The sequence below is a fragment of the Rhodoferax sp. TS-BS-61-7 genome, from assembly GCF_002943465.1.
Taxonomy (GTDB): domain Bacteria; phylum Pseudomonadota; class Gammaproteobacteria; order Burkholderiales; family Burkholderiaceae_C; genus Allorhodoferax.
In genome coordinates this window covers 152,046-172,764 of record NZ_PTQY01000004.1, presented here as the reverse complement: position 1 = coordinate 172,764, position 20,719 = coordinate 152,046, and the positions used below count along the sequence as shown (strand labels likewise).

Here is a 20,719-nt window from a genome sequence, read left to right as displayed (position 1 = left end):
CTCAGAAGTCCTTGCACAGACGCAGCGCGTCGTAAATGGCGGCGTGGATGTTGTGCATCGAAATGCAGTCGCCTACGCGGTACAGCAGGAACTGGCCGTTGCCGATGGGTTGGCTCAATGCCGGTTGGGGCAGGGCGTCGAACAGTGCGTCCAGGTCGGTCTGCCCCTTGTTGAGCGACAGGGGTTTGAGCTGCCAGTACAGGCCGTCGTTCGGCAGGATGCCGTTTTCCACCACCACCTGGTCCACGGCGCGCTCTTCCAGCACTTCGGTGTACTCGTTCTTCAGCACCGCAATCAGTTTGTCGCCTTCGCGGTACACCTTTTCCAACCAGTGGTTGGGCGTCTGGATGACGCCGTTGGCATAGAGCTGGCGGTAGAAGATGGGGAAGGTGGTGCCGCCGGTGTCGTCGGCCACTTTCACATCGGGGGTGACGATCTCGACCTGCTTGCCGCGTGCGGCAATGAAGTCGGCCACACCGGTGCCGGCGTGGGTGCTGATGCTGTCGTACACCAGCACGTTCTCGCCGGGTTGCACGGCGCCACTCAGGATGTCCCAGCCGCTCACGCACAGGCCCTCGGCCGCGCCCCAGGCTGGCGTTTGCCCGGTGTGGGGCACGCCGCCCGTGGCCAGCACCACGATGTCGGGGGCTTCGGCCTGGATCATTTCGGCCGTGGCCGCCACACCCAGTCGGCGGTCCACGCCCAAACGCACGGTCTCCATGTCAAACCAGCGGATGATGCCGGCCATCTGTTCGCGCTTGGGTGGCTTGGCGGCCAGGTTGACCTGCCCACCCACCAGCGGGTTCTTCTCGAATAGCACCACGTCGTGGCCGCGCTCGCGCGCCACGCGGGCCGCTTCCAGTCCGGCCGGGCCGGCGCCTACCACCACCACCTTGCGGCGTGGGCCGGTGGTCTTGGCGATCACATGGGGCATGGTCTGCTCGCGGCTGGTGGCGGCGTTTTGCACGCACAGCACGTCCAGACCGTTGTACTGGCGGTCGATGCAGTAGTTCGCGCCCACACATTGTTTGATCTGGTCTTCTTTGCCGTCGCGGATCTTGATGACCATGTGCGGGTCGGCAATTTGCGCGCGGGTCATGCCCACCATGTCCACCATACCGGTGGCCAGGATGCGCTCGGCCTGCGACGCATCACGGATGCTTTGGGCATGCATGACCGGCACTTTGGACACCGACTTGATGCCGGCGGCCAGGTGCACAAAGGGTTCGGGCGGCAGCGCCATCGGTGGCATGCAGTTGGCCAGGGTGTTGTGCGTGTCGGCACCAGAGCCGACCACACTCAGAAAGTCGATCAGGCCGGACTCGCTCATGCCCTGGGCAATGTCCTTGGCCATGTCGTGGCTGATGCCGTCTTCATGGAATTCGTCGCCGCACATGCGCATGCCCACGCAGAAGTCGGCCCCTACCTGTTCGCGAATGGACAGCAGCACCTCCATGCCAAAGCGCATGCGGTTTTCCAGGCTGCCGCCGTACTCGTCGGTGCGGTGGTTGACGCGGGGGCTCCAGAACTGGTCGATCAGCTGCTGGTGGGCAGCAGAAATCTCAATGCCGTCCAAGCCGGCGTCTTTCACGCGCTTGGCGGCACGGCCGTAGTCGGCCACGATGCGGCGGATCTCTTCGATCTCGATGGTTTTGGCATTGCCGCGGTGCACCGGCTCGCGGATACCCGAGGGGCTGACCAGGTGCGGCCAGTCAAAGCCATGCCAGGCGTTGCGCCGACCCATGTGGGTGGCTTGGATCATGATCTTGGCGCCATGTTTGTGCATGGTTTCCGCCAGCTTGGCCAGGGAGTCCACCACCGAGCTGTTGGCCAGGTTGATGGAACTCCACCACGACCAGGGGCTGTCGCGCGACACGGGGCTGGAGCCACCGCAGATGGCCAGGCCGACGCCGCCCTTGGCTTTTTCTTCGTAGTAGCGGATGTAGCGCTCCGACGCATGGCCGCCTTCGGCATACACCTCGGCATGCGCGGTGCTGACGATGCGGTTGCGCACCAGAACCTGGTTCAGACGGATGGGCTCAAACAAGTGCGGGTAACGCATGGCGGGGTGCCTGGCTGGGTGGGGTTACAGGGGGCGAACGGTGAAGATGCAGTGCGTATGGCCTTCGGCAGCGCATTGGGTTTCTTCGCTAGTGGTGCGGATGGTGGAGCCGCTGGTTTCCAGCACCCAGTCCATGGCACCCGAGAACCAACCGGCAAACAGATAGCAGACCTTGCTGTGGTTGACTGGCACCCCGGCGATGCCCTGGGCCAGCACAAACACCGAGTGTTCCAGCTTGACCGTGGCGTGGCCTGTGGTGGCGTCTGCCGAGGAGAAGGAGAACAGGCCCCAGCCGCGCTGGGACAGGCGCTTGAGGTAGTGCTCATACACCGCCATGCCGGACAGGCCATGGGTGGCGGCTTCCTTCTGGCACCAGAAGTAGGCCGAGCGGTAGCCGGCTTTGTACAGCGCAGGCGCATACACCTCCCGACCCACCACGGCCTCGGTTTCCACATGGTTGTTGACGAAGAAGTGCCGGGGCACATAAATCATCGGCAAGCCGTCGGTGGTCCAGACGCCGGTGTCTGCGTGAACGTCAATGGGGAGTTGGGGGTGCATGGTCTTACCTCGGTCGCTCAGTACTTACAGCCAGCTGGAGACGCGGGCTGCGTTGTCGTTCATCCACTTGTCAGCGGCTTCGGCCGGTTTGGCACCACCTTCGACGGCCAGCATCACGGCACCGATTTCTTCGGGCTTCCAGGAGAACTTCTTCAGGAAGGCCACCACTGCAGGCGCCTTGCTGTTCAGGCCGGGGTTGATGACGCTGTCCACATGCTCTTCGGCGCCGTAGATGGTCTTGGGGTCGGCCAGGAAACGCAGCTTGTACTTGGCAAACATCCAGTGTGGAATCCAGCCGGTCACGGCAATGGACTTCTTGGCGCGGTAGGCGCGGTCCAGTTCGGCGGCCATGGCGGGGCCGGAGCTGGGCTGCAGGCGCATCTCCAGGCCATAGGCCTTGATGGCTTCTTCGGTCTTCTTCATCACACCGGCGCCGGCGTCGATGCCGACGATGCGGTTGTCAAAGTCGGCGCGGTGGGTGTTGAGGTCGGCCAGGCTGGTGGCCTTGACGTAGTCGGGAACAATCAGGCCGATCTTGGCGCCGGGGTAGTTGGCGCCGACGATCTGCACCTTGTCCTTGAAGCTGGTCAGGTAGGCCTCGTGGGTAACGGGCAACCAGGCGGAGAGTGTCATGTCGATATCGCCACGGGCCACGCCCTGCCACATGATGCCGGCCGCCAGGGGCACCAGCTCCACATTCACATTGAGCTTGCTGCGCATGATGGCGGCAGCCAGGTGGGTCGTGGCCACACTGTCGGACCAGCCATCCACAAAGCCGATCTTCAGCGTGGGCTTGGCCTGTGCGAGGGCGGCGGTGCCGGACATGGCCAGGGCGGACAGGCCCAGGGTCTGGGTGAGGAAGGCACGTCGCTTGCGGTGGGAGAACGATACGGTCATAACAGCTAACTCCTGGTGGGGGTGGATGGGAAGAACGGAAGCGGAACGAGAGATCGGTTTGTCGGGGTGGTTGCCGGGCTTAGCTGCCCCAGACTTGGTCGAAGAACTTCATCCAGTTGGCACCCAGCACCTTGGTGATGCGCGTGTCGGACCAGCCGGATTGCTGCATCGTGGTGGTCAGGTTGGGGAAGTCGCCGATGGTGCGAATGCCTTCGGGGTTGATCACCGGGCCGAAGTTGGTCAGACGGCGCCAGCGGCCTTTGTCATGCGTCAGCATGTCGAAGAATTCATGGCCGTGGCCTTGGGTGAAGTCGGAGCCCAGGCCCACACAGTCTTCGCCCACGATGTTGATGACATAGTCGATCGCCTCGACGTAGTCGTGCACGGTCGACTCATTGCCGCGCTTGAGGAAGGGCGAGAACATGGTCACGCCGATGAAACCACCGTGGTCGGCGATGAATTTCAGCTCTGCGTCACTCTTGTTGCGCGGGTGATCTTTCAGGCCCAGGGGTAGGCAGTGGGTGTAGGCAACGGGTTTGGTGGAGGCCAGGATCGCTTCTTCCGAGGTCTTGCTGCCCACGTGCGACAGGTCGACCATGATGCCCACACGGTTCATCTCTGCGATCACTTCGCGGCCGTAGCCGGACAGTCCGCCATCGCGCTCATAACAACCGGTGCCCACAAGGTTCTGCGTGTTGTAGCAAAGCTGGACCACGCGCACCCCCATGTCGTGGAAGGCCTCGATGTAGCCGAGGTTGTCCTCAAAGGCATGGGCGTTCTGGAAGCCCAGGACGATGCCGGTTTTGCCATCGGCTTTCGCTTGGACGATGTCAGCCGTGTTGCGCGCCAGGGTCACGAGGTCGCTGTTGTCGCGGATCAGCTGTTTGAGCTGGGCGATGTTGTCGACCGTCTTTGGAAAGTCCTCCCACACGGAGACGGTGCAGTTGGCGGCGGCCAGGCCGCCTTTTTTCATGTCCTCAAAGACACTGCGGTCCAGCTTGGCAATGATGAGGCCATCGATGACGATGGAGTCTTGGTGCAGATTGCTCATGGTGTGTGTCCTTTATGCGTACAGAGGGAAACGGGCCGTCAGCGCTTTGACGCGGGCATAGACCGAGGCCTCCAGGGCGGCGTCGCCTTCGGGCTTGGTTTTCAGGCTGTTGAAAACTTCCAGCATCAGCCGGCCGACTTCTTCAAACTCGGCCACGCCGAAACCACGCGTAGTACCCGCAGCGGTGCCGACGCGGATGCCGGAGGTGACGGTGGGCTTTTCGTCGTCAAACGGAATACCGTTTTTGTTGCAGGTGATGCCGGCACGTTCCAGTGCCACTTCGGTGGTGTTGCCCTTCAGGCCCAGGGGACGCAGATCGACCAGCAGCAGGTGGTTGTCGGTACCGCCGGTCACCAGGTCCAGGCCACCGGCTTTGAGTACTGCGCCCAGGGCCTTGGCGTTGGCCACGACTTGTTGCGTGTAGGCCTTGAAGCTGGGTTGCAGCGCCTCGCCAAAGGCCACGGCCTTGGCGGCAATCACATGCATCAGCGGGCCACCCTGGGCGCCGGGGAATACGGCGGAATTGATCTTCTTGGCGATCTCGGCGACATTGGTCAGGATCACACCGCCGCGCGGCCCGCGCAGGGTTTTGTGGGTGGTGGAGGTGGTGACATGGGCATGGGGCACCGGGCTGGGGTAGACGCCGGTGGCGACCAGACCGGCCACGTGGGCCATGTCCACCATGAGCAGCGCGCCCACCTTGTCGGCAATCGCGCGGAAACGGGCCCAGTCGATGGTGCGGGGGTAGGCCGAGAAGCCGGCGATGATGAGTTTGGGTTTGTGTTCGACCGCCAGGGCTTCGACTTCGTCGTAGTCGATCAGCGAGTCTTCACGGCGCACGCCGTACTGCACGGCCTTGAACCATTTGCCGGAGAGGGCCGGTTTGGCACCATGGGTCAGGTGGCCGCCAGCGGACAGGGCCATGCCCAGCACGGTGTCGCCGGGCTGCAGCAGGGCCAGCATCACGGCGGTGTTGGCTTGTGCGCCCGAATGGGGTTGCACATTGGCAAATTCCGAGCCGAACAGTTTGCACAGGCGCTCAATGGCCAGGGTCTCCACCACATCGACATGCTCACAGCCACCGTAGTAACGTTTGCCGGGGTAACCCTCGGCGTATTTGTTGGTAAGCACCGAGCCTTGGGCTTCGAGCACGGCCTGGGAAACGATGTTCTCGGAGGCGATGAGTTCGATCTGGTCACGCTGGCGTTGCAGTTCGTGGTCCATGGCGGCGGAGACGGCAGGGTCTGCCTCTGCCACACCGGTGGAGAAAAAGTGGTTCATGGGTGTGTCTCGTTCTTATGCGGTAAGCAGGGGGGTGAACACCGGATCGGCCACCGCGGCCGGCGTGGCGATGCAGGGGTGGTAGGGCTTGGCCGTGCGCTCGATCAGGCGCCACAGGTAGTCCGCAAAGCTGCGGCGGAACACCAACAGCACGCCGGTGGCATCGGTGCGCACCACGGTGACCGAGGTCTTGGACATCACGGTGCTGGCCAGCGTGCCGACAGCCTGGCTTTCAAAGTCGTACGGGCCGAGCTGGCGCAGCAAGGCCAGGTGCTCGCGGCCTGCCAGGCGCAGCGTGGTAAAGCCACCGCTGTTGTCCACCACCTGGGCGAACAGGCCTTTCAGCGCTACTGTCAGTGCGGCCAACACGGCGTCGCGCTGGCTGCGGGGGCAGACCAACAGCCACTCGTCGGGCGATAGCCAGAGCACCGCCCCCGCGGCGACCTGCAGCACCTGGCGTGGCTGCACCGGCAGGCTGTGGCCGAGTACGGAGGCCACGCCCTGCATGAACGCGCTGTCATCGGCTTTGCCGCGCAACACGATGTAGCCCAGGTGGGGCAGCTCACTGAAGACCACGCGGTTCAAGGCCGAAGGGGGCACCGCCTGCGCATCGAGCCCGAAGGCGTGCAGCGGGGATTGCAGGGTGGGCTTAGACATTTTGGCGATCACCTTTCACATCCACAAATACGCTGCCCGACACCTTGACCGGGGTGACCTTGCCGTGGGCGTGCACGTGGAGGGTCTGGTCTTTGCGCTCCAGCCCACCGGCCACCACCGCCATGGCGATGGAGCGGCCCAGGAAGGCGCTGTAGTAGCTGGAGGTCACATGGCCCAGCATCCGGTTGTTGGCACCGGGCTGCACCACGGCGCTTTCCATGATTTGTGCGCCCTCGATCAGGACGGCGCTGGGGTCCTCCGGCAGCAGGCCGACCAGTTGTTTGCGCCCGGCACGCGCTGTGTCGCTGCGCGCCAGCGAGCGCTTGCCCAGGAAACTGAAGGGCTTCTTCATGCCCACGGCCCAGGCCATGTCCAGGTCCAGCGGGCTCATGGAGCCATCGGTGTCCTGGCCCACGATGATGAAACCCTTCTCGGCGCGCAGCACGTGCATGGTCTCGGTGCCGTAGGGGGTGATGTCGAACTCGGCACCCGCGGCCATCACGGCCTCCCACAGGGCCTGGCCGTAGCCGGACTCGACGTTCAGCTCGTAAGACACTTCGCCGGAGAAGCTGATGCGGAACACGCGGGCGGGCAGACCACAGACCGTGCCAGCACGCCAGTCCATGAACTTGAAGTTCTCGGGCGACAGGTCGATGTCCGGGCACAGCTTGGCCAGCACGGCGCGGGCCTTGGGCCCCACCAGGGCCACGGTGGACCAGTGGTCGGTGACCGAAGTCATCCACACCTTGAGGTCTGGCCATTCGGTCTGGTGCCAGCGCTCCAGCCAGTTCAGCACGCGGGCGGCACCGCCCGTGGTGGTGGTCATGTAGAACTGGTTTTGTTCGATGCAGGCGGTCACGCCGTCGTCCATCACCATGCCGTTTTCATCCAGCATCAGGCCGTAACGGCATTTGCCCACGGCCAGCTGGCTCCAGGCGTTGGAATAGATGCGGTTCAGAAATTCGCGTGCATCCGGCCCGTCGATCTGGATCTTGCCCAGGGTGGAGGCATCCATCACCGCCACGCCGTTGCGGGCGGCCAGGCATTCGCGGTTGACCGCGGCGTGCATGTCTTCGCCGGGCTTGGGGAAGTACCAGGGGCGCAGCCATTGGCCCACGGGCTCCAGGGCAGCCTGGCGCGCCACGTGTGATGCATGGATGGCGGTATAGCGACTGGGGTCAAAACACTCTTCGCGCATGGTGCCGGCCAGGGCACCCAAGCTTACGGGGGTGTAGGCGGGGCGGTAGGTGGTAGTGCCGACCTCGGACACAGGACGCTTGAGCGCGCGTGCCGTGATGACAAAACCGTTCACGTTGGAGAGCTTGCCCTGGTCGGTACCAAAGCCCAGCGCGGTGTAGCGCTTGACGTGTTCGATGGAGTGGTAGTTCTCGCGCACGGCCAGTTCAATGTCGGCTGCGCTGACGTCGTTCTGGTAGTCCACAAAGGCCTTGGCGCCGGCGCCTTCTGCCTTGCCATCGGGCAGGCGGAACATGGGGCGGGCCGCCATGCGCAGGGGGCTGGGACAGGCAGGTACGGTCAAGGTGGCGGGCTTGCCCAGTGTGGCCAGCACACTTTGCATGGCCTGGGTGGTTTGGGCCAAGGCCTCGGCCAACTCGAAGGTGCCGGTAACAGCACCCACACAGGCTACACCTTTGCGGCCGGTGCGCGGCACCACAAAGGCGGCTACGGATTCGTCCCACACGGGGCGGCCGCCGTCGTGGCAGAACAGATGCACCGTGGGCGAGAGGCCACCAGAGCTGAGCACGGCATCGCAGACCAGCGTGGTGCCGGGGCCGGTGGCTTCGTCGCGCTCGGCATGCAGGGGCACCAGGCGCACGCGGGCTACTTCGCCGCGGCCCAAGGCTTCGGCAATGCCGTAACCGGCCATCACGGTGTAGCGCGGGCTGCGGGCCTTGGCGCCATGGCGCACGTCGGCCACCGTGACCTTGGCACCGGCGCTGGCCAGCAGTTCCGCCGCGTCATGCACCAGGTCGCTGGTGCCGCACAGCACGATGCTTTTGCCCACCAACACGCCGTAGCGTTGCAGGAAGGTTTGGCCGGCGGACACCGTCATCACGCCGGGCAAGTCGTTGTTGCCGAACACCAAGGGGCGCTCGATGGCGCCGGTGGCCAGCACCACGTGGTGGGCGCGGATCTTGTGCAACCGGTGGCGGGGCATGTCCGCATTGCGCTGCGTGGGGGCCAGATGGTCTTGCACCAGTTCCACGGCCTGCACCAGGTTTTGTTCGTACATACCAAATGCGGTGGTGCGGGTCAGTACCGTCACATGCGGCATGTCCTGCAACGCGGCCTGCACCGAGCGGATATAGGCTTCGCTGTTGCGTCCGTCAATCTGTGCGGTGGTGTCAGACAGCAGCCAGCCGCCCAGTTCATTTTGCTCATCGAGCAGCAGGGTTTTGAGTCCGGCCTGACCGGCTTGCAAGGCGGCGAGCAGGCCGCAGGCACCGCCACCCACCACCAGCACATCCACATGGTGGTGCAGGTGGTCGTAGCGTTCAGGGTCGGCCTCGGTCGGTGCGCTGCCGAAGCCTGCGAACTTGCGGATCACGGTTTCATACAGCGGCCAGAGCTTACGGGGCCACTTGAAGGTTTTGCTGTAAAAGCCGGCGGGCATAAAACGCGAGCCCTGGCCCAGCACCGATTTCAGGTCGAAGTCCAGCGAGGGCCAGCCCGAGGTGGGGTTGGCCACCAGCCCGTCGTACAGCTCGGCCTGGGTGGCCTTGATGTTGGGCACGGTGAGGGCGCCGGTGCCCAGTTGCACCAGGGCGTTGGGCTCTTCGGCGCCGGCACCGATGATGCCACGGGGCCGGCCGTACTTGAAGCTGCGCGCCATGCGGCGCACGCCGTTGGCGAGCAGGGCGGATGCGAGGGTGTCGCCGGGGTGGCCGGTGTAGTCGCGGCCGTTGAAGCTGAAGCGGAGGGTCTGCGCGGCGTCGATGCGCGTGCCAGCCAGGGAGACGCGGGTGCCGCTCATGCCTTCACCTCGCGTTCCAGGTCGGCCAAGTACAGGGGCTTGGCCTCGGCCAGGGTCCAGGTGCCAGCAATTTCGTAGGTGGCGGTGTTGCGCTTGACGGCCAGCACCTTGCGGCAGGCGGCCGTGTGTTGCCACTGCTCCCAGAACCAGCCTTTGGGGTTTTTGCGGAAGAACACGTAGTCGCCCCAGGTGGTGTCGTCCACCGCTTCGGGTTGGGCGGGGCGGGGGATATAGGCTTCACCGGCGTAGCTGAACTCTTCTTCGTCCCGCAATTCGCCGCAGTGGGGGCAATGCATTAGAAACATGGTGGTCCTGAGGATTAGTGGGCAACGCCGGCTGCGCCGTGTTCGTCAATGAGGTGGCCGGTGTGGAAGCGGTCCACCGAGAAGGCTTTGGAGAGCGCATTGGCCTCACCCTGGGCCAGCATGTCGGCGAACACATGGCCGGAGCCGGGTGTGGCCTTGAAGCCACCGGTGCCCCAGCCGCAGTTGAAGAACAGGCCTTGCACTGCAGTGGTCGAAATGATCGGGCAGGCGTCGGGCGTGACGTCCACGATGCCGCCCCACTGGCGGTTCATGCGCACGCGGGAGAACTGGGGGAACATTTCAATGATGGCCGCCGCGGTGTGCTCGATGATGTGCGGGCTGCCGCGCTGGCCGTAACCCAGGTAGCTGTCGATGCCGGCGCCGATGACCAGCTCACCCTTGTCGGACTGGCTCAGGTAGCCGTGCACGGCGTTGGACATGATGACGGTGTCAATCACGCGCTGCATGGATTCGGACACAAAGGCTTGCAGCGGGTGGCTCTCCAGCGGCATGCGCAGCCCGGCCATCTTGGCCAGCACTGAGGAGTGGCCTGCGGCCACGCAGCCCACGCGACCTGCCTTCACATAACCCAGGTTGGTTTGCAGGCCGCGGATCTGGCCGGCCTCGATGTCCATGCCGCTGACTTCGCAGCCTTCAATCAGGTCCACACCCAGGCGGCTGGCGGCGCGGGCAAAGCCGCGGGCCACGGCATCGTGGTGGGCCACGCCGGCGCGGGGTTGCCAGCTGGCGCCCAGCACGGGGTATCGGCGGCTGGCGCTGCAGTCAAGCTGGGGAATTTTCTCCTGCACTTCTTTGGCATTGAGCACATGGGCGTCAATGCCCTGCAGCGCGTTGGCGTTCACGCGGCGTTCGATGTCGCGCATGTCTTGCAGGGTGTGGCCCAGGTTGAACACACCGCGCTGGCTGAACATGACGTTGAAGTTCAGGTCTTCGGTCAGGCTTTCCCACAGCTTCAGCGAATGCTCGTAGATGGCTGCGGATTCGTCCCACAGGTAGTTGGAGCGCACGATGGTGGTGTTGCGGGCCGTGTTGCCGCCGCCCAGGTAGCCTTTTTCCAGCACGGCGATTTTGCCAATGCCGGGATGGTTCTTGGCGAGGTAGTAGGCCGTCGCCAGGCCATGCCCGCCGCCGCCTACGATGACCACGTCATACGCAGGCTTCAAGGCCACCCGTTCCCAAGCGGGTTCCCAGGTGGTGTGGTTTTTGAAACCGTGCTTGAGCAGGCTCCAGAGGGAGTAGTGTTGGCCGCGCATGGAGTGTGTGGTGGTCCAGGGAAACTGTCTTGGCGCTATTGTTTTGCTTCAGGTCAATAAAACCTTGCGCTTGAAAGACGGGCATTTGTCCAAATCCGACATCGCACTTTTGTCGTGCGCGTGTCCAAAATGGCGCATTGCGGCGGTGCACCATCGTGGGTGTGCTGCGCAAAGCGCAAGTCCGTATCACTGCATACTCCACGCCATGAACTTGAACGAATCCGACATGAAAACCCAGGAGCCGCGCCTGTGGATCAGCGACGGCTGGACGGCCCGCGTGGTGAAGAATGAAGACGACGATGGCTGGGCGGTGGCGATGACGGCCGATGGCGCCTCCGAGCCGGCACTGGTGGGCCCCTGGACCATGGGGCGCGACAAAAAGAACCCCAAGCCGCTGGACCAGAGTGCTTTCCTGACGCTGGTGAAAACCGCCCGGGAGTTTGTGCGCCGCAGCGAGCAACAATTACATGCCAGCCTGCATCAAAGTATCGAGGTCGGGGCTGCCCAAGGGCGGGTCACGGTGTTTCTGGACATTGAACCGGACGAAGACAACCCGAGCGCGATGCTCAGTGCCCGGGATGCGGGGGATGACTTGCTGGCGCAGGTGCGGGTCTCGCCAGGGTTCAAGCTGAACCGAGCCAGTGCGTCGGCGTGGGTCGAGGGCGGCTACGCCAAGCCTTGACGCAAAAATAGCTGCTAGCCCACATCAGATGTGCGCTAGCAGCTACTTAATTGATAGCAATTTGCGTGTTCAGGCCGCTGGGGTATTCATTGCGTGGCCGGCTTGCACATCAGCGTGGTAGCTGGAGCGGACCATGGCGCCCACGGCGGCGTGTTTGAAGCCCATCTTGTAGGCCTCTTCCTCGAACATCTTGAAGGTGTCGGGGTGCACATAACGTCGAACCGGCAGGTGGCTGGTGCTGGGCGCGAGGTACTGGCCGATGGTCAGCATCTCGATGTTGTGGGCGCGCATGTCGCGCATGGTGTCCAGAATCTCTTCGTCGGTCTCGCCCAGGCCCACCATCAGGCCGCTCTTGGTGGGTACATCGGGGAACAGGGCCTTGAACTTCTTCAGCAGGTTCAGGCTGAACTGGTAGTCCGATCCCGGGCGCGCTTCCTTGTAGAGGCGGGGGATGGTTTCCAGGTTGTGGTTCATCACGTCAGGCGGTGCGGCCTTCAGGATTTCCAGTGCACGATCGTCGCGGCCCCGGAAGTCGGGCACCAGCACCTCGATCTGGGTCTTGGGCGAGAGTTCGCGCGTCTTGCGGATGCATTCCACAAAGTGGCCGGCGCCGCCGTCGCGCAAATCATCCCGGTCCACGCTGGTGATGACCACGTAGTTGAGCTTGAGCTGGGCAATGGTCTTGGCCAGGTTGTCGGGCTCGTTCACGTCCAGCGGGTCGGGACGGCCGTGGCCCACGTCGCAAAACGGGCAGCGGCGTGTGCACTTGTCACCCATGATCATGAAGGTGGCCGTGCCCTTGCCAAAACATTCGCCGATGTTGGGGCAACTGGCTTCTTCACACACCGTCACCAGCTTGTTGGCGCGCAGCACGTCCTTGATTTCGTAGAAGCGGGTGCTGGGGCTGCCGGCTTTGACGCGAATCCAGTCCGGCTTTTTGAGCACTTCGCCCTGCACCACCTTGACCGGAATGCGCGACAGCTTGGCCGCAGCCTTTTGTTTGTCGGTGGCCTTGTAGGTGTCCAGCGACTGCACGTCACGCACAGTAGCGTTGGCCGGAGTTTGGAGGGTGGTGTCTTCGCTATGGCTCATGGGGCGGGGGCGCGGTCAGGGCGCCAGGTAGGTTGCGAGCTTGTGGCCCAACACGTCGGCGGCATCAGCCCAGCCAACAGAGACCCCGATTGTAGAAAGGTCCACAGTTTGCAGCCGGGCGTAGCCGCAGGGGTTGATACGCGAGAAGGGTTCAAGGTCCATGGCCACATTCAGCGCCACACCGTGGTAGGTGCAATTGCGGCTGACCTTGATGCCCAGGGCGGCAATCTTGCCCAGCCCGGTGAAATCGGGGTCGGCGTTGCCAACTGCACCGTTCTGGGGCCGCTGGGCCAATGGGGTGTGGCCCGTTGGGTCGTCCAGCCGCACGTAGATGCCGGGTGCACCGGCCACGCGGTGACCCGTCACGCCGAAGTGCGCCAAGGTTTTAATGACGGCCTCTTCGATACGGTAGACGTATTCCTTGACGAAGTAGCCCGCGCGTTTGAGGTCGATCAGCGGATAGCCGACCACCTGGCCAGGGCCGTGGTAGGTCACCTGGCCGCCGCGGTTGGTGGCCACCACGGGAATGTCTGCAGGGTTAAAGATGTGTTCCGACTTGCCCGCCAGGCCCTGGGTGAAGACTGGCGGGTGCTCACAAATCCATAGCTGGTCACGCGCAGTGGACGAGGGCCCAACGGCTCTTTCATTGGTAAATGCCTGCATGGCCGCATACGTGGGCAGGTAGTCCACGCGGCCCAGGGTGGCGCGGTCTATCTCCACGGTTTACAGCACGACTTTCACCATCGGGTGGGTGCTCAGCGTGCGGTACAGCTCGTCGAGCTGTTCGCGGCTGGTGGCGGTGATGGTGATGGTCACGCCCAGGTAGTTGCCACCTTTGCTTTCACGCAGTTCGATGGTGGAGGCGTCAAACGCCGGGTCGAACTGTTTGGCAATCACCGAGATTGCGTGCACCAGTCCATCCACCTTGTGGCCCATGACCTTGATGGGGAACTGTGAGGGGTACTCGATCAGCGATTCAGCCGGCGGGGTGGGGGTGGTCATACGGTTGTCTTCTGGAGAGGGAATGCTGCCTCCAATTATCGCTGTGGGGTAGCCAAGGCGTGCACCCAAAGCGGGAAGTGCTAGGCAGTGCCGGGTTTCTACGTATAATCGTAGGCTGTGCATTGAACACCGGCAGTAACCTGAGCGTAATTTTCATTCATGACAATCGCGCCTCAGCCTTATTCGCCCACTGACGCAGAGAACCCAGATGGGGTCTTTGATGCAGAGTTCAAGCCCATGACGGCAGAAGAAGCCCGGCAGTGGCGCAGCGCCCATCCCGCAATTTCCCCCTGGTGGGTCATTGTGTGGCAATTGGTCGCTGGCGTGGTGTTGGCCCTGGTTGCGGGTGTATGGGCTGGCAAAGTGGCAGGCATTTCTGCAGCCTACGGCGCCCTGGCGGTGGTTTTCCCCGCGGCACTGATGGTGCGGGGGCTGCAGCGTCAGCGTGCAGTGGCTCAGCCTGGAGCAGCCATGCTGGGGTTTGTGATTTGGGAGTCGGTGAAAGTTGCCTTGACGGTTGCCATGTTGTTGGCGGCACCCAAGGTGGTCTCGCCGCTCAGCTGGTTGGCCCTGGTGGCCGGCTTTGTGGTGACGATGAAGGTGTATTGGGTGGCCGCGTGGTTGCACTCGCGACGCCGAAGTCTCAACGGTTCGAATTGATATTTGGTGACCTATGTCTGTAGAAAACACTGGAACACATGCCCCCTCCGCTGGTGAATACATCCAGCACCACTTGCAACACCTGCAGAAGGATTTTTCCTTCCAGAGCGTGAAGCAAACCAGTATTGTTGATTTCAGCCTGTTCAATTTTGACTCGGTGCTGTTCTCGGTGATTTTGGGTGTGATTGGTTGTTTTGTGCTGTGGAGCGCCGCACGCAAAGCCACCTCCGGCGTGCCCGGCCGCTTCCAGGCTGCCGTGGAAATTTTGTCCGAGATGGTGGAAAACCAGGCCAAGGGTGTGATCCACAACGCCAAGAGCCGCAAGCTGATTTCCCCCTTGGCACTGACCGTGTTTGTCTGGATTTTCCTGATGAACGCCATGGACATGTTGCCTGTGGACCTGATTCCACAGATCTGGCACACCGCCGGCCCTGCCATGGGTTTCAAAGACTACATGCGTGTAGTGCCGACTGCTGACCTTTCCACCACCTTGGGCCTGTCTTGCTCGGTGCTGTTGATCTGTGTGTTCTACAGCATCAAGATCAAAGGTTTGGGCGGCTGGGCGCATGAACTGATTGCTGCACCGTTTGGTGACCACTGGGCCCTGTACCCTGTGAACTTCCTGATGCAGATGATTGAATACCTTGCCAAGACCGTCTCCCACGGCATGCGGTTGTTTGGCAATATGTTTGCAGGTGAGTTGGTGTTTATGTTGATCGCTCTGATGGGCGGGGGCTGGGCACTGTCCGCAACAGGTGTTGGCTTGGCTGTTGGCCATGTCATCGCCGGAACCGTGTGGACCCTGTTCCACATTCTGGTGATCACTTTGCAAGCCTTCATCTTTATGATGTTGACGCTGATCTACACCGGTCAAGCGCACGACGCACATTGATGTAACTGTTTCGTTTTTTGTTTTCGTTTTTCTTTTTCCACTAACTTTTAGGAGCTTCTCATGGAAAACATTCTCGGCCTCGTGGCATTGGCTTGCGGCATCATCGTTGGTCTGGGCGCTATCGGCGCTTCCATCGGCATCGCGCTGATGGGTGGCAAGTTCCTCGAATCTTCTGCACGTCAACCCGAGCTGATGAACGAACTGCAAACCAAGATGTTCATCTTGGCCGGTCTGATTGACGCTGCGTTCCTGATCGGTGTTGCTATCGCTCTGCTGTTCGCATTCGCCAACCCCTTCGTTCTGAAGTAATCAACGGCCCTTCACGTTAGAGAAGGAATCAAACCGTGAACATCAACGCAACCCTGTTCCTGCAGGCTATCGTTTTTGCGATCCTGGTGTGGTTCACGATGAAATTCGTGTGGCCCCCGATCACGAAAGCGCTGGACGAGCGGGCACAGAAGATCGCCGACGGCCTTGCCGCCGCCGACAAGGCCAAGGCCGAACTGGCGTCTGCCAACAAGCGCGTGGAAGCCGAACTGGCTACTTCCAAGAATGAAACCGCAGGTCGCTTGGCTGATGCCGAGCGTCGTGGACAGGCCATTGTGGAAGAAGCCAAGGCCCGCGCAACCGAAGAAGGCAACCGCATCATTGCGGCTGCCAAGGCAGAAGCCGAGCAGCAGTCCGTGAAGGCCCGTGAAGCATTGCGCGAACAGGTCGCCGCCCTCGCCGTCAAAGGTGCTGAGCAGATCCTGCGCAAGGAAGTCAATGCCGGTGTGCATGCCGACTTGCTGTCTCGTCTGAAGACTGAGCTGTAAGGGAAGACCATGGCTGAACTTGCCACCATTGCCAGGCCTTACGCCGAAGCCCTGTTCCAGGCCGCCAAAGCGGACTTGAACGGTGCAGCCGGGTGGCTGGACGAGCTGGCTGCAATTGCCCAAGACGGCCAATTGCAGCAGTTTGCCAGCAACCCCCAAATCACCCAAGCCCAGGTCTACGACTTGGTTACTGGCGTGATCAAGGCTGCGCTGTCGGAGCAAGGCAAGAACTTTCTGCGCACCGTGATTGACAACGGCCGCCTGGAAGCCCTGCCTGAAATTGCAGCCCAGTTCCGCGCGCTGAAAAATGCGCAAAGTGGACTCTCTGATGCTGTGGTGTACAGCGCCTTTCCGATTGACGCGCAAGCGCTGAAGGATGTGGCTGCTTCGCTCGAAAAGCGTTTTGGCCGCAAGCTCAATGTGTCCGTTGCGCTCGACGCCGATCTGATCGGCGGTATTCGCGTGGTGGTGGGTGACGAAGTGCTTGACACCTCCGTCAAGGCCCGTCTGGAACAAATGAAAGTGGCTCTCACTGCTTGAGGCGCAAGCCCCTTGTTGTGAAGCCCAACTAAAGAAAGAAGGAAAGAGTCATGCAACTCAATCCCGCAGAAATTTCTGAATTGATCAAGAGCCGTATCGACGGCCTGTCCGCCAGCACTGACATCCGTAACCAAGGCACCGTGGTGTCGGTGACGGACGGTATCTGCCGCATCCACGGTCTGTCTGACGTGATGCAAGGCGAAATGCTGGAATTCCCCGCTGGCTCCGACGGCCTGCCCACCTATGGTCTGGCACTGAACCTTGAGCGTGACTCGGTCGGTTCCGTGATCTTGGGTGAGTACGAGCACATCTCCGAAGGCGACACGGTCAAGTGCACCGGCCGCATTCTGGAAGTGCCCGTGGGCCCCGAGCTCAAAGGCCGCGTGGTCAACGCCCTGGGTCAGCCCATCGACGGCAAAGGCCCCATCAACGCTAAAATGACCGACGTGATTGAAAAGGTGGCACCTGGTGTGATCGCCCGTAAATCCGTGGATCAGCCCATGCAGACCGGCCTGAAGTCCATCGACTCCATGGTTCCCGTCGGCCGCGGCCAGCGCGAATTGATCATTGGCGACCGCCAGACCGGCAAAACCGCCGTGGCCATCGACGCCATCATCAACCAGAAGGGTCAGAACATGACCTGCGTCTACGTTGCGATCGGCCAAAAGGCTTCTTCGATCAAAAACGTGGTGCGCGCGCTGGAACAAGCTGGCGCCATGGAATACACCATTGTGGTGGCTGCTTCCGCCTCTGAATCGGCTGCCATGCAGTACGTGTCTGCGTACTCCGGTTGCACCATGGGTGAGTACTTCCGCGACCGCGGCGAAGACGCCCTGATCGTGTATGACGACCTGTCCAAACAAGCCGTGGCCTACCGCCAAGTGTCCCTGCTGCTGCGCCGTCCACCCGGTCGCGAAGCCTACCCCGGCGACGTGTTTTATCTCCACAGCCGTCTGCTGGAACGCGCAGCCCGCGTGAACGCCGAGTACGTGGAAGCCTTCACCAAGGGCGCCGTGAAGGGCAAGACCGGTTCTTTGACCGCTCTGCCTATCATTGAAACCCAAGCCGGTGACGTGTCCGCGTTCGTGCCTACCAACGTGATCTCGATCACTGACGGCCAGATCTTCCTGGAAACCTCGTTGTTCAACGCTGGCGTTCGTCCTGCGATTAACGCTGGTATCTCGGTGTCCCGCGTGGGTTCTGCTGCGCAGACCAAAGTGGTCAAGGGCCAGTCCGGCGGTATCCGCAACGACTTGGCCCAGTACCGTGAACTGGCTGCGTTCGCGCAGTTCGCTTCCGACCTGGACGAAGCCACCCGCAAGCAGCTGGACCGCGGTGCCCGCGTGACCGAGTTGCTCAAGCAAAAGCAGTACAGCCCCCAGTCCATCAGCATCATGAGCGCCTCGCTGTTCGCAGTGAACAAGGGCTTCATGGACGACGTGGAAGTCAAGAAGATCCTGGCTTTCGAGCACGGCCTTCATGCCTACCTCAAGGACAAGCACGCAGCCCTGTTGGCCAAGGTGGAAGACACCAAGGCACTGGACAAGGATGCCGAGGCTGAATTGACTGCTGCTGTGGCCGCGTTCAAGAAAACCTTTGCTTGATTTCCACCTGATCACAAGGAGCCATTGATGGCAGCAGGTAAGGAACTACGCACCAAGATCAAATCGGTGGAAAACACCAAGAAGATCACCAAGGCCATGGAAATGATCTCGGTCTCCAAGATGCGCAAGGCGCAGGAGCGTATGCGCGCTGCCCGGCCTTACAGCACGAAGATCCGGGACATTGCGACGAATCTGGGACAGGCCAACCCTGAGTACGTGCACAGCTTCATGAAGACCAACGACGCGAAAGCGGTGGGTCTGATTGTGGTGACCACGGACAAGGGCCTGTGTGGCGGTCTCAATACCAACCTGCTGCGCCAGGTCACCGGCAAACTGCGTGATACGCAGGCTGCCGGCAAGACCGCAAAGGCGGTTGCCATCGGTAGCAAGGGTCTGGGCTTCTTGAACCGTGTGGGCGCGCAAGTCGTTTCCCACGTCACCCACCTGGGCGACCGTCCTCACCTCGACAAGCTCATTGGGCCTGTCAAGGTGTTGATCGACGCGTATGTGGCGGGTGAGATCAGTGCGGTGCATGTCTGCTACAACAAGTTTGTCAGCACCATGAAGCAGGACCCGGTGGTTGAGCAATTGCTGCCACTGTCTGCGGACCAAATGGCAGCCGACAGTAAGGCCGATGGTGGCAGCCACGCTTGGGATTACATCTACGAGCCGGACGCGCAAACCGTCATCGACGAGTTGCTCGTGCGTTATGTAGAGGCTCTGGTGTTCCAGGCGTTGGCCGAAAACATGGCGTCTGAACACGCTGCACGCATGGTGGCCATGAAGGCCGCCACAGACAATGCCGGTAACGTCATTGCCGAGCTCAAGCTCGTTTACAACAAGACCCGTCAGGCTGCAATTACCAAAGAGCTGTCTGAAATCGTGTCCGGTGCAGCTGCCATCAGCGGCTAAGCGAATTCAAAATTATTGGAGCGAAAAATGCAAGCCCAAGGAAAAATTGTTCAATGTATCGGCGCCGTGGTGGACGTGGAATTTCCACGTGACCGCATGCCCCGTGTGTACGACGCGCTCAAGATGGAAGGCTCTCCGCTGACTCTCGAAGTGCAGCAGCAGCTAGGCGACGGCGTGGTGCGTACCATTGCGCTGGGTTCGTCTGACGGCCTGCGTCGCGGTCTGGTGGTGTACAACACCGGCGCACAGATCACTGTGCCCGTGGGCAAAGCCACGCTGGGTCGCATCATGGACGTGTTGGGTGCGCCCATCGACGAACGTGGTCCCGTGAGCCAAGAGCACACTGCGTCTATTCACCGCAAGGCCCCTTCGTACGACGAACTGAGCCCTTCGCAAGAACTGCTGGAAACCGGCATCAAGGTGATTGACTTGGTCTGCCCGTTCGCCAAGGGCGGCAAGGTGGGTCTGTTCGGTGGTGCCGGTGTGGGCAAGACCGTGAACATGATGGAACTCATCAACAACATCGCCAAGGCGCACAGCGGCTTGTCCGTGTTCGCTGGGGTGGGTGAGCGTACCCGTGAAGGTAACGACTTCTACCACGAGATGGCCGATTCCGGCGTGGTGAACCTCGAAGACCTGCCCGAGTCCAAAGTGGCGATGGTGTACGGTCAGATGAACGAACCCCCAGGCAACCGTCTGCGCGTGGCCCTGACCGGTCTGACCATTGCGGAATCCTTCCGTGACGAAGGCAAAGACGTGTTGTTCTTCGTGGACAACATCTACCGCTACACATTGGCCGGTACCGAAGTGTCCGCGCTGTTGGGCCGTATGCCTTCCGCCGTGGGTTACCAGCCTACGCTGGCCGAAGAAATGGGCCGTCTGCAAGAGCGTATTACGTCGACCAAGGTTGGTTCCATCACGTCCATCCAGGCCGTGTACGTCCCCGCCGATGACTTGACCGATCCTTCGCCTGCTACCACCTTCGCTCACTTGGATTCCACCGTGGTGCTGTCCCGTGACATCGCTTCGCTGGGTATCTACCCTGCGGTGGATCCTCTGGACTCCACCAGCCGTCAGCTGGACCCGCTGGTGGTGGGTGATGACCACTACAACACCGCCCGTGCGGTGCAAGGCACGCTGCAGCGTTACCGCGAACTGCGCGACATCATCGCCATCATGGGTATGGATGACTTGGCCCCAGAAGACAAACTGGCTGTGGCACGTGCCCGCAAGATCCAGCGTTTCCTGAGCCAGCCGTTCCACGTCGCTGAAGTGTTCACCGGTTCTCCCGGCAAGTACGTTCCTTTGTCTGAAACCATCCGTGGCTTCAAGATGATTGTTGGCGGCGAATGTGATCACCTGCCAGAGCAAGCGTTCTACATGGTCGGCACCATCGACGAAGCCTTCGAAAAAGCCAAGAAAGTCTGATGACTTTGTGGG

21 protein-coding genes are annotated in these 20,719 nt (G+C 61.8%); 9 read left to right on the top strand and 12 right to left on the bottom strand.

All coding sequences use genetic code 11. From position 1 onward, the window contains the following. Position 1 precedes the first annotated feature (1 nt). From C5F53_RS12400 to C5F53_RS12360, 9 genes are all read right to left on the bottom strand, one after another. On the bottom strand, positions 2–2,062 hold the full coding sequence (locus C5F53_RS12400) for an NADH:flavin oxidoreductase (protein ID WP_105261686.1): 2,061 nt from the start codon (positions 2,060–2,062) through the stop codon (positions 2–4). Between the two features lie 24 nt (positions 2,063–2,086). After that, positions 2,087–2,620, bottom strand: a complete 534-nt coding sequence (locus C5F53_RS12395) for a DUF5943 domain-containing protein (RefSeq protein ID WP_105261685.1) — start codon at positions 2,618–2,620, stop codon at positions 2,087–2,089. A 24-nt stretch (positions 2,621–2,644) separates the two neighbouring features. Continuing rightward, positions 2,645–3,517: a glycine betaine ABC transporter substrate-binding protein gene (locus C5F53_RS12390; protein ID WP_370446729.1), complete on the bottom strand. Its 873-nt coding sequence runs from the start codon at positions 3,515–3,517 to the stop codon at positions 2,645–2,647. Positions 3,518–3,596: 79 nt separating this feature from the next. Further along, entirely contained in the window at positions 3,597–4,568 is a 972-nt protein-coding gene (locus C5F53_RS12385) for a dipeptidase (protein WP_105261684.1), read from the bottom strand. Positions 4,569–4,580: 12 nt separating this feature from the next. Beyond that, positions 4,581–5,849: a serine hydroxymethyltransferase gene (glyA, locus tag C5F53_RS12380; RefSeq protein WP_105261683.1), complete on the bottom strand. Its 1,269-nt coding sequence runs from the start codon at positions 5,847–5,849 to the stop codon at positions 4,581–4,583. 15 nt (positions 5,850–5,864) lie between these two features. Continuing rightward, positions 5,865–6,506 (bottom strand): sarcosine oxidase subunit gamma, encoded by a 642-nt coding sequence (locus C5F53_RS12375; RefSeq protein ID WP_105261682.1) that lies wholly within the window; start codon positions 6,504–6,506, stop codon positions 5,865–5,867. After that, positions 6,499–9,501, bottom strand: a complete 3,003-nt coding sequence (locus C5F53_RS12370; protein ID WP_105261681.1) for a sarcosine oxidase subunit alpha family protein — start codon at positions 9,499–9,501, stop codon at positions 6,499–6,501. The genes C5F53_RS12375 and C5F53_RS12370 overlap by 8 nt, the downstream gene beginning before the upstream one ends. Continuing rightward, positions 9,498–9,806 (bottom strand): sarcosine oxidase subunit delta, encoded by a 309-nt coding sequence (locus tag C5F53_RS12365; RefSeq protein ID WP_105261680.1) that lies wholly within the window; start codon positions 9,804–9,806, stop codon positions 9,498–9,500. Before C5F53_RS12365 ends, C5F53_RS12370 begins: the two co-directional genes overlap by 4 nt. A 14-nt stretch (positions 9,807–9,820) precedes the next feature. Next, positions 9,821–11,080: a sarcosine oxidase subunit beta family protein gene (locus C5F53_RS12360; RefSeq protein WP_105261679.1), complete on the bottom strand. Its 1,260-nt coding sequence runs from the start codon at positions 11,078–11,080 to the stop codon at positions 9,821–9,823. A gap of 205 nt (positions 11,081–11,285) precedes the next feature. Between C5F53_RS12360 and C5F53_RS12355 the strand changes: the two genes are divergently transcribed. After that, the gene (locus C5F53_RS12355) at positions 11,286–11,762 is read left to right on the top strand and encodes a hypothetical protein (RefSeq protein WP_105261678.1); all 477 of its coding nucleotides are present in this window, start codon (positions 11,286–11,288) and stop codon (positions 11,760–11,762) included. A gap of 69 nt (positions 11,763–11,831) precedes the next feature. Here the strand turns inward: C5F53_RS12355 and lipA are convergent, their stop codons facing one another. Genes lipA through C5F53_RS12340 form a run of 3 tightly spaced genes read right to left on the bottom strand, consistent with a single transcriptional unit; the run spans position 11,832 to position 13,856 of the window. Continuing rightward, positions 11,832–12,854: a lipoyl synthase gene (gene lipA, locus C5F53_RS12350; protein ID WP_201740841.1), complete on the bottom strand. Its 1,023-nt coding sequence runs from the start codon at positions 12,852–12,854 to the stop codon at positions 11,832–11,834. Between the two features lie 15 nt (positions 12,855–12,869). Continuing rightward, entirely contained in the window at positions 12,870–13,517 is a 648-nt protein-coding gene (lipB, locus tag C5F53_RS12345) for a lipoyl(octanoyl) transferase LipB (protein ID WP_236635370.1), read from the bottom strand. Between the two features lie 60 nt (positions 13,518–13,577). After that, positions 13,578–13,856 carry a YbeD family protein gene (locus C5F53_RS12340; protein ID WP_105261677.1) on the bottom strand — a complete coding sequence of 93 codons (279 nt, stop codon included), beginning with the start codon at positions 13,854–13,856 and terminating at the stop codon, positions 13,578–13,580. A 237-nt stretch (positions 13,857–14,093) separates the two neighbouring features. Here C5F53_RS12340 and C5F53_RS12335 point away from each other — a divergent pair, with 237 nt between their 5' ends. The 8 genes from C5F53_RS12335 to atpD are packed head-to-tail and all read left to right on the top strand — an operon-like array spanning position 14,094 to position 20,707. After that, the gene (locus C5F53_RS12335; protein WP_236635358.1) at positions 14,094–14,516 is read left to right on the top strand and encodes an ATP synthase subunit I; all 423 of its coding nucleotides are present in this window, start codon (positions 14,094–14,096) and stop codon (positions 14,514–14,516) included. Between the two features lie 13 nt (positions 14,517–14,529). Continuing rightward, a complete protein-coding gene (gene atpB, locus C5F53_RS12330) occupies positions 14,530–15,408 on the top strand; it encodes a F0F1 ATP synthase subunit A (protein WP_105261675.1) in 879 nt (292 codons plus the stop codon). Between the two features lie 60 nt (positions 15,409–15,468). Continuing rightward, a complete protein-coding gene (atpE, locus tag C5F53_RS12325) occupies positions 15,469–15,717 on the top strand; it encodes a F0F1 ATP synthase subunit C (protein WP_105261674.1) in 249 nt (82 codons plus the stop codon). Between the two features lie 35 nt (positions 15,718–15,752). Continuing rightward, on the top strand, positions 15,753–16,223 hold the full coding sequence (locus tag C5F53_RS12320; RefSeq protein WP_105261673.1) for a F0F1 ATP synthase subunit B: 471 nt from the start codon (positions 15,753–15,755) through the stop codon (positions 16,221–16,223). Between the two features lie 9 nt (positions 16,224–16,232). After that, complete coding sequence (locus C5F53_RS12315) at positions 16,233–16,763, top strand: F0F1 ATP synthase subunit delta (RefSeq protein ID WP_105261672.1); 531 nt, start codon at positions 16,233–16,235, stop codon at positions 16,761–16,763. A 50-nt stretch (positions 16,764–16,813) separates the two neighbouring features. Beyond that, on the top strand, positions 16,814–18,367 hold the full coding sequence (atpA, locus tag C5F53_RS12310; RefSeq protein ID WP_105261671.1) for a F0F1 ATP synthase subunit alpha: 1,554 nt from the start codon (positions 16,814–16,816) through the stop codon (positions 18,365–18,367). A gap of 27 nt (positions 18,368–18,394) precedes the next feature. Next, positions 18,395–19,279, top strand: a complete 885-nt coding sequence (atpG, locus tag C5F53_RS12305) for a F0F1 ATP synthase subunit gamma (protein ID WP_105261670.1) — start codon at positions 18,395–18,397, stop codon at positions 19,277–19,279. A gap of 27 nt (positions 19,280–19,306) precedes the next feature. Beyond that, a complete protein-coding gene (atpD, locus tag C5F53_RS12300) occupies positions 19,307–20,707 on the top strand; it encodes a F0F1 ATP synthase subunit beta (protein WP_105261669.1) in 1,401 nt (466 codons plus the stop codon). Positions 20,708–20,719: the final 12 nt, after the last annotated feature.

Coding starts and splice junctions, on each gene's coding strand:
- C5F53_RS12400 (WP_105261686.1), bottom strand. CDS start 2,062: ATGCGTTACCCGCACTTGTTTGAGCCCATCCGTCTGAACCAGGTTCTG.
- C5F53_RS12395 (WP_105261685.1), bottom strand. CDS start 2,620: ATGCACCCCCAACTCCCCATTGACGTTCACGCAGACACCGGCGTCTGG.
- C5F53_RS12390 (WP_370446729.1), bottom strand. CDS start 3,517: ATGACCGTATCGTTCTCCCACCGCAAGCGACGTGCCTTCCTCACCCAG.
- C5F53_RS12385 (WP_105261684.1), bottom strand. CDS start 4,568: ATGAGCAATCTGCACCAAGACTCCATCGTCATCGATGGCCTCATCATT.
- glyA (WP_105261683.1), bottom strand. CDS start 5,849: ATGAACCACTTTTTCTCCACCGGTGTGGCAGAGGCAGACCCTGCCGTC.
- C5F53_RS12375 (WP_105261682.1), bottom strand. CDS start 6,506: ATGTCTAAGCCCACCCTGCAATCCCCGCTGCACGCCTTCGGGCTCGAT.
- C5F53_RS12370 (WP_105261681.1), bottom strand. CDS start 9,501: ATGAGCGGCACCCGCGTCTCCCTGGCTGGCACGCGCATCGACGCCGCG.
- C5F53_RS12365 (WP_105261680.1), bottom strand. CDS start 9,806: ATGTTTCTAATGCATTGCCCCCACTGCGGCGAATTGCGGGACGAAGAA.
- C5F53_RS12360 (WP_105261679.1), bottom strand. CDS start 11,080: ATGCGCGGCCAACACTACTCCCTCTGGAGCCTGCTCAAGCACGGTTTC.
- C5F53_RS12355 (WP_105261678.1), top strand. CDS start 11,286: ATGAACTTGAACGAATCCGACATGAAAACCCAGGAGCCGCGCCTGTGG.
- lipA (WP_201740841.1), bottom strand. CDS start 12,854: ATGAGCCATAGCGAAGACACCACCCTCCAAACTCCGGCCAACGCTACT.
- lipB (WP_236635370.1), bottom strand. CDS start 13,517: ATGCAGGCATTTACCAATGAAAGAGCCGTTGGGCCCTCGTCCACTGCG.
- C5F53_RS12340 (WP_105261677.1), bottom strand. CDS start 13,856: ATGACCACCCCCACCCCGCCGGCTGAATCGCTGATCGAGTACCCCTCA.
- C5F53_RS12335 (WP_236635358.1), top strand. CDS start 14,094: ATGACGGCAGAAGAAGCCCGGCAGTGGCGCAGCGCCCATCCCGCAATT.
- atpB (WP_105261675.1), top strand. CDS start 14,530: ATGTCTGTAGAAAACACTGGAACACATGCCCCCTCCGCTGGTGAATAC.
- atpE (WP_105261674.1), top strand. CDS start 15,469: ATGGAAAACATTCTCGGCCTCGTGGCATTGGCTTGCGGCATCATCGTT.
- C5F53_RS12315 (WP_105261672.1), top strand. CDS start 16,233: ATGGCTGAACTTGCCACCATTGCCAGGCCTTACGCCGAAGCCCTGTTC.
- atpA (WP_105261671.1), top strand. CDS start 16,814: ATGCAACTCAATCCCGCAGAAATTTCTGAATTGATCAAGAGCCGTATC.
- atpG (WP_105261670.1), top strand. CDS start 18,395: ATGGCAGCAGGTAAGGAACTACGCACCAAGATCAAATCGGTGGAAAAC.
- atpD (WP_105261669.1), top strand. CDS start 19,307: ATGCAAGCCCAAGGAAAAATTGTTCAATGTATCGGCGCCGTGGTGGAC.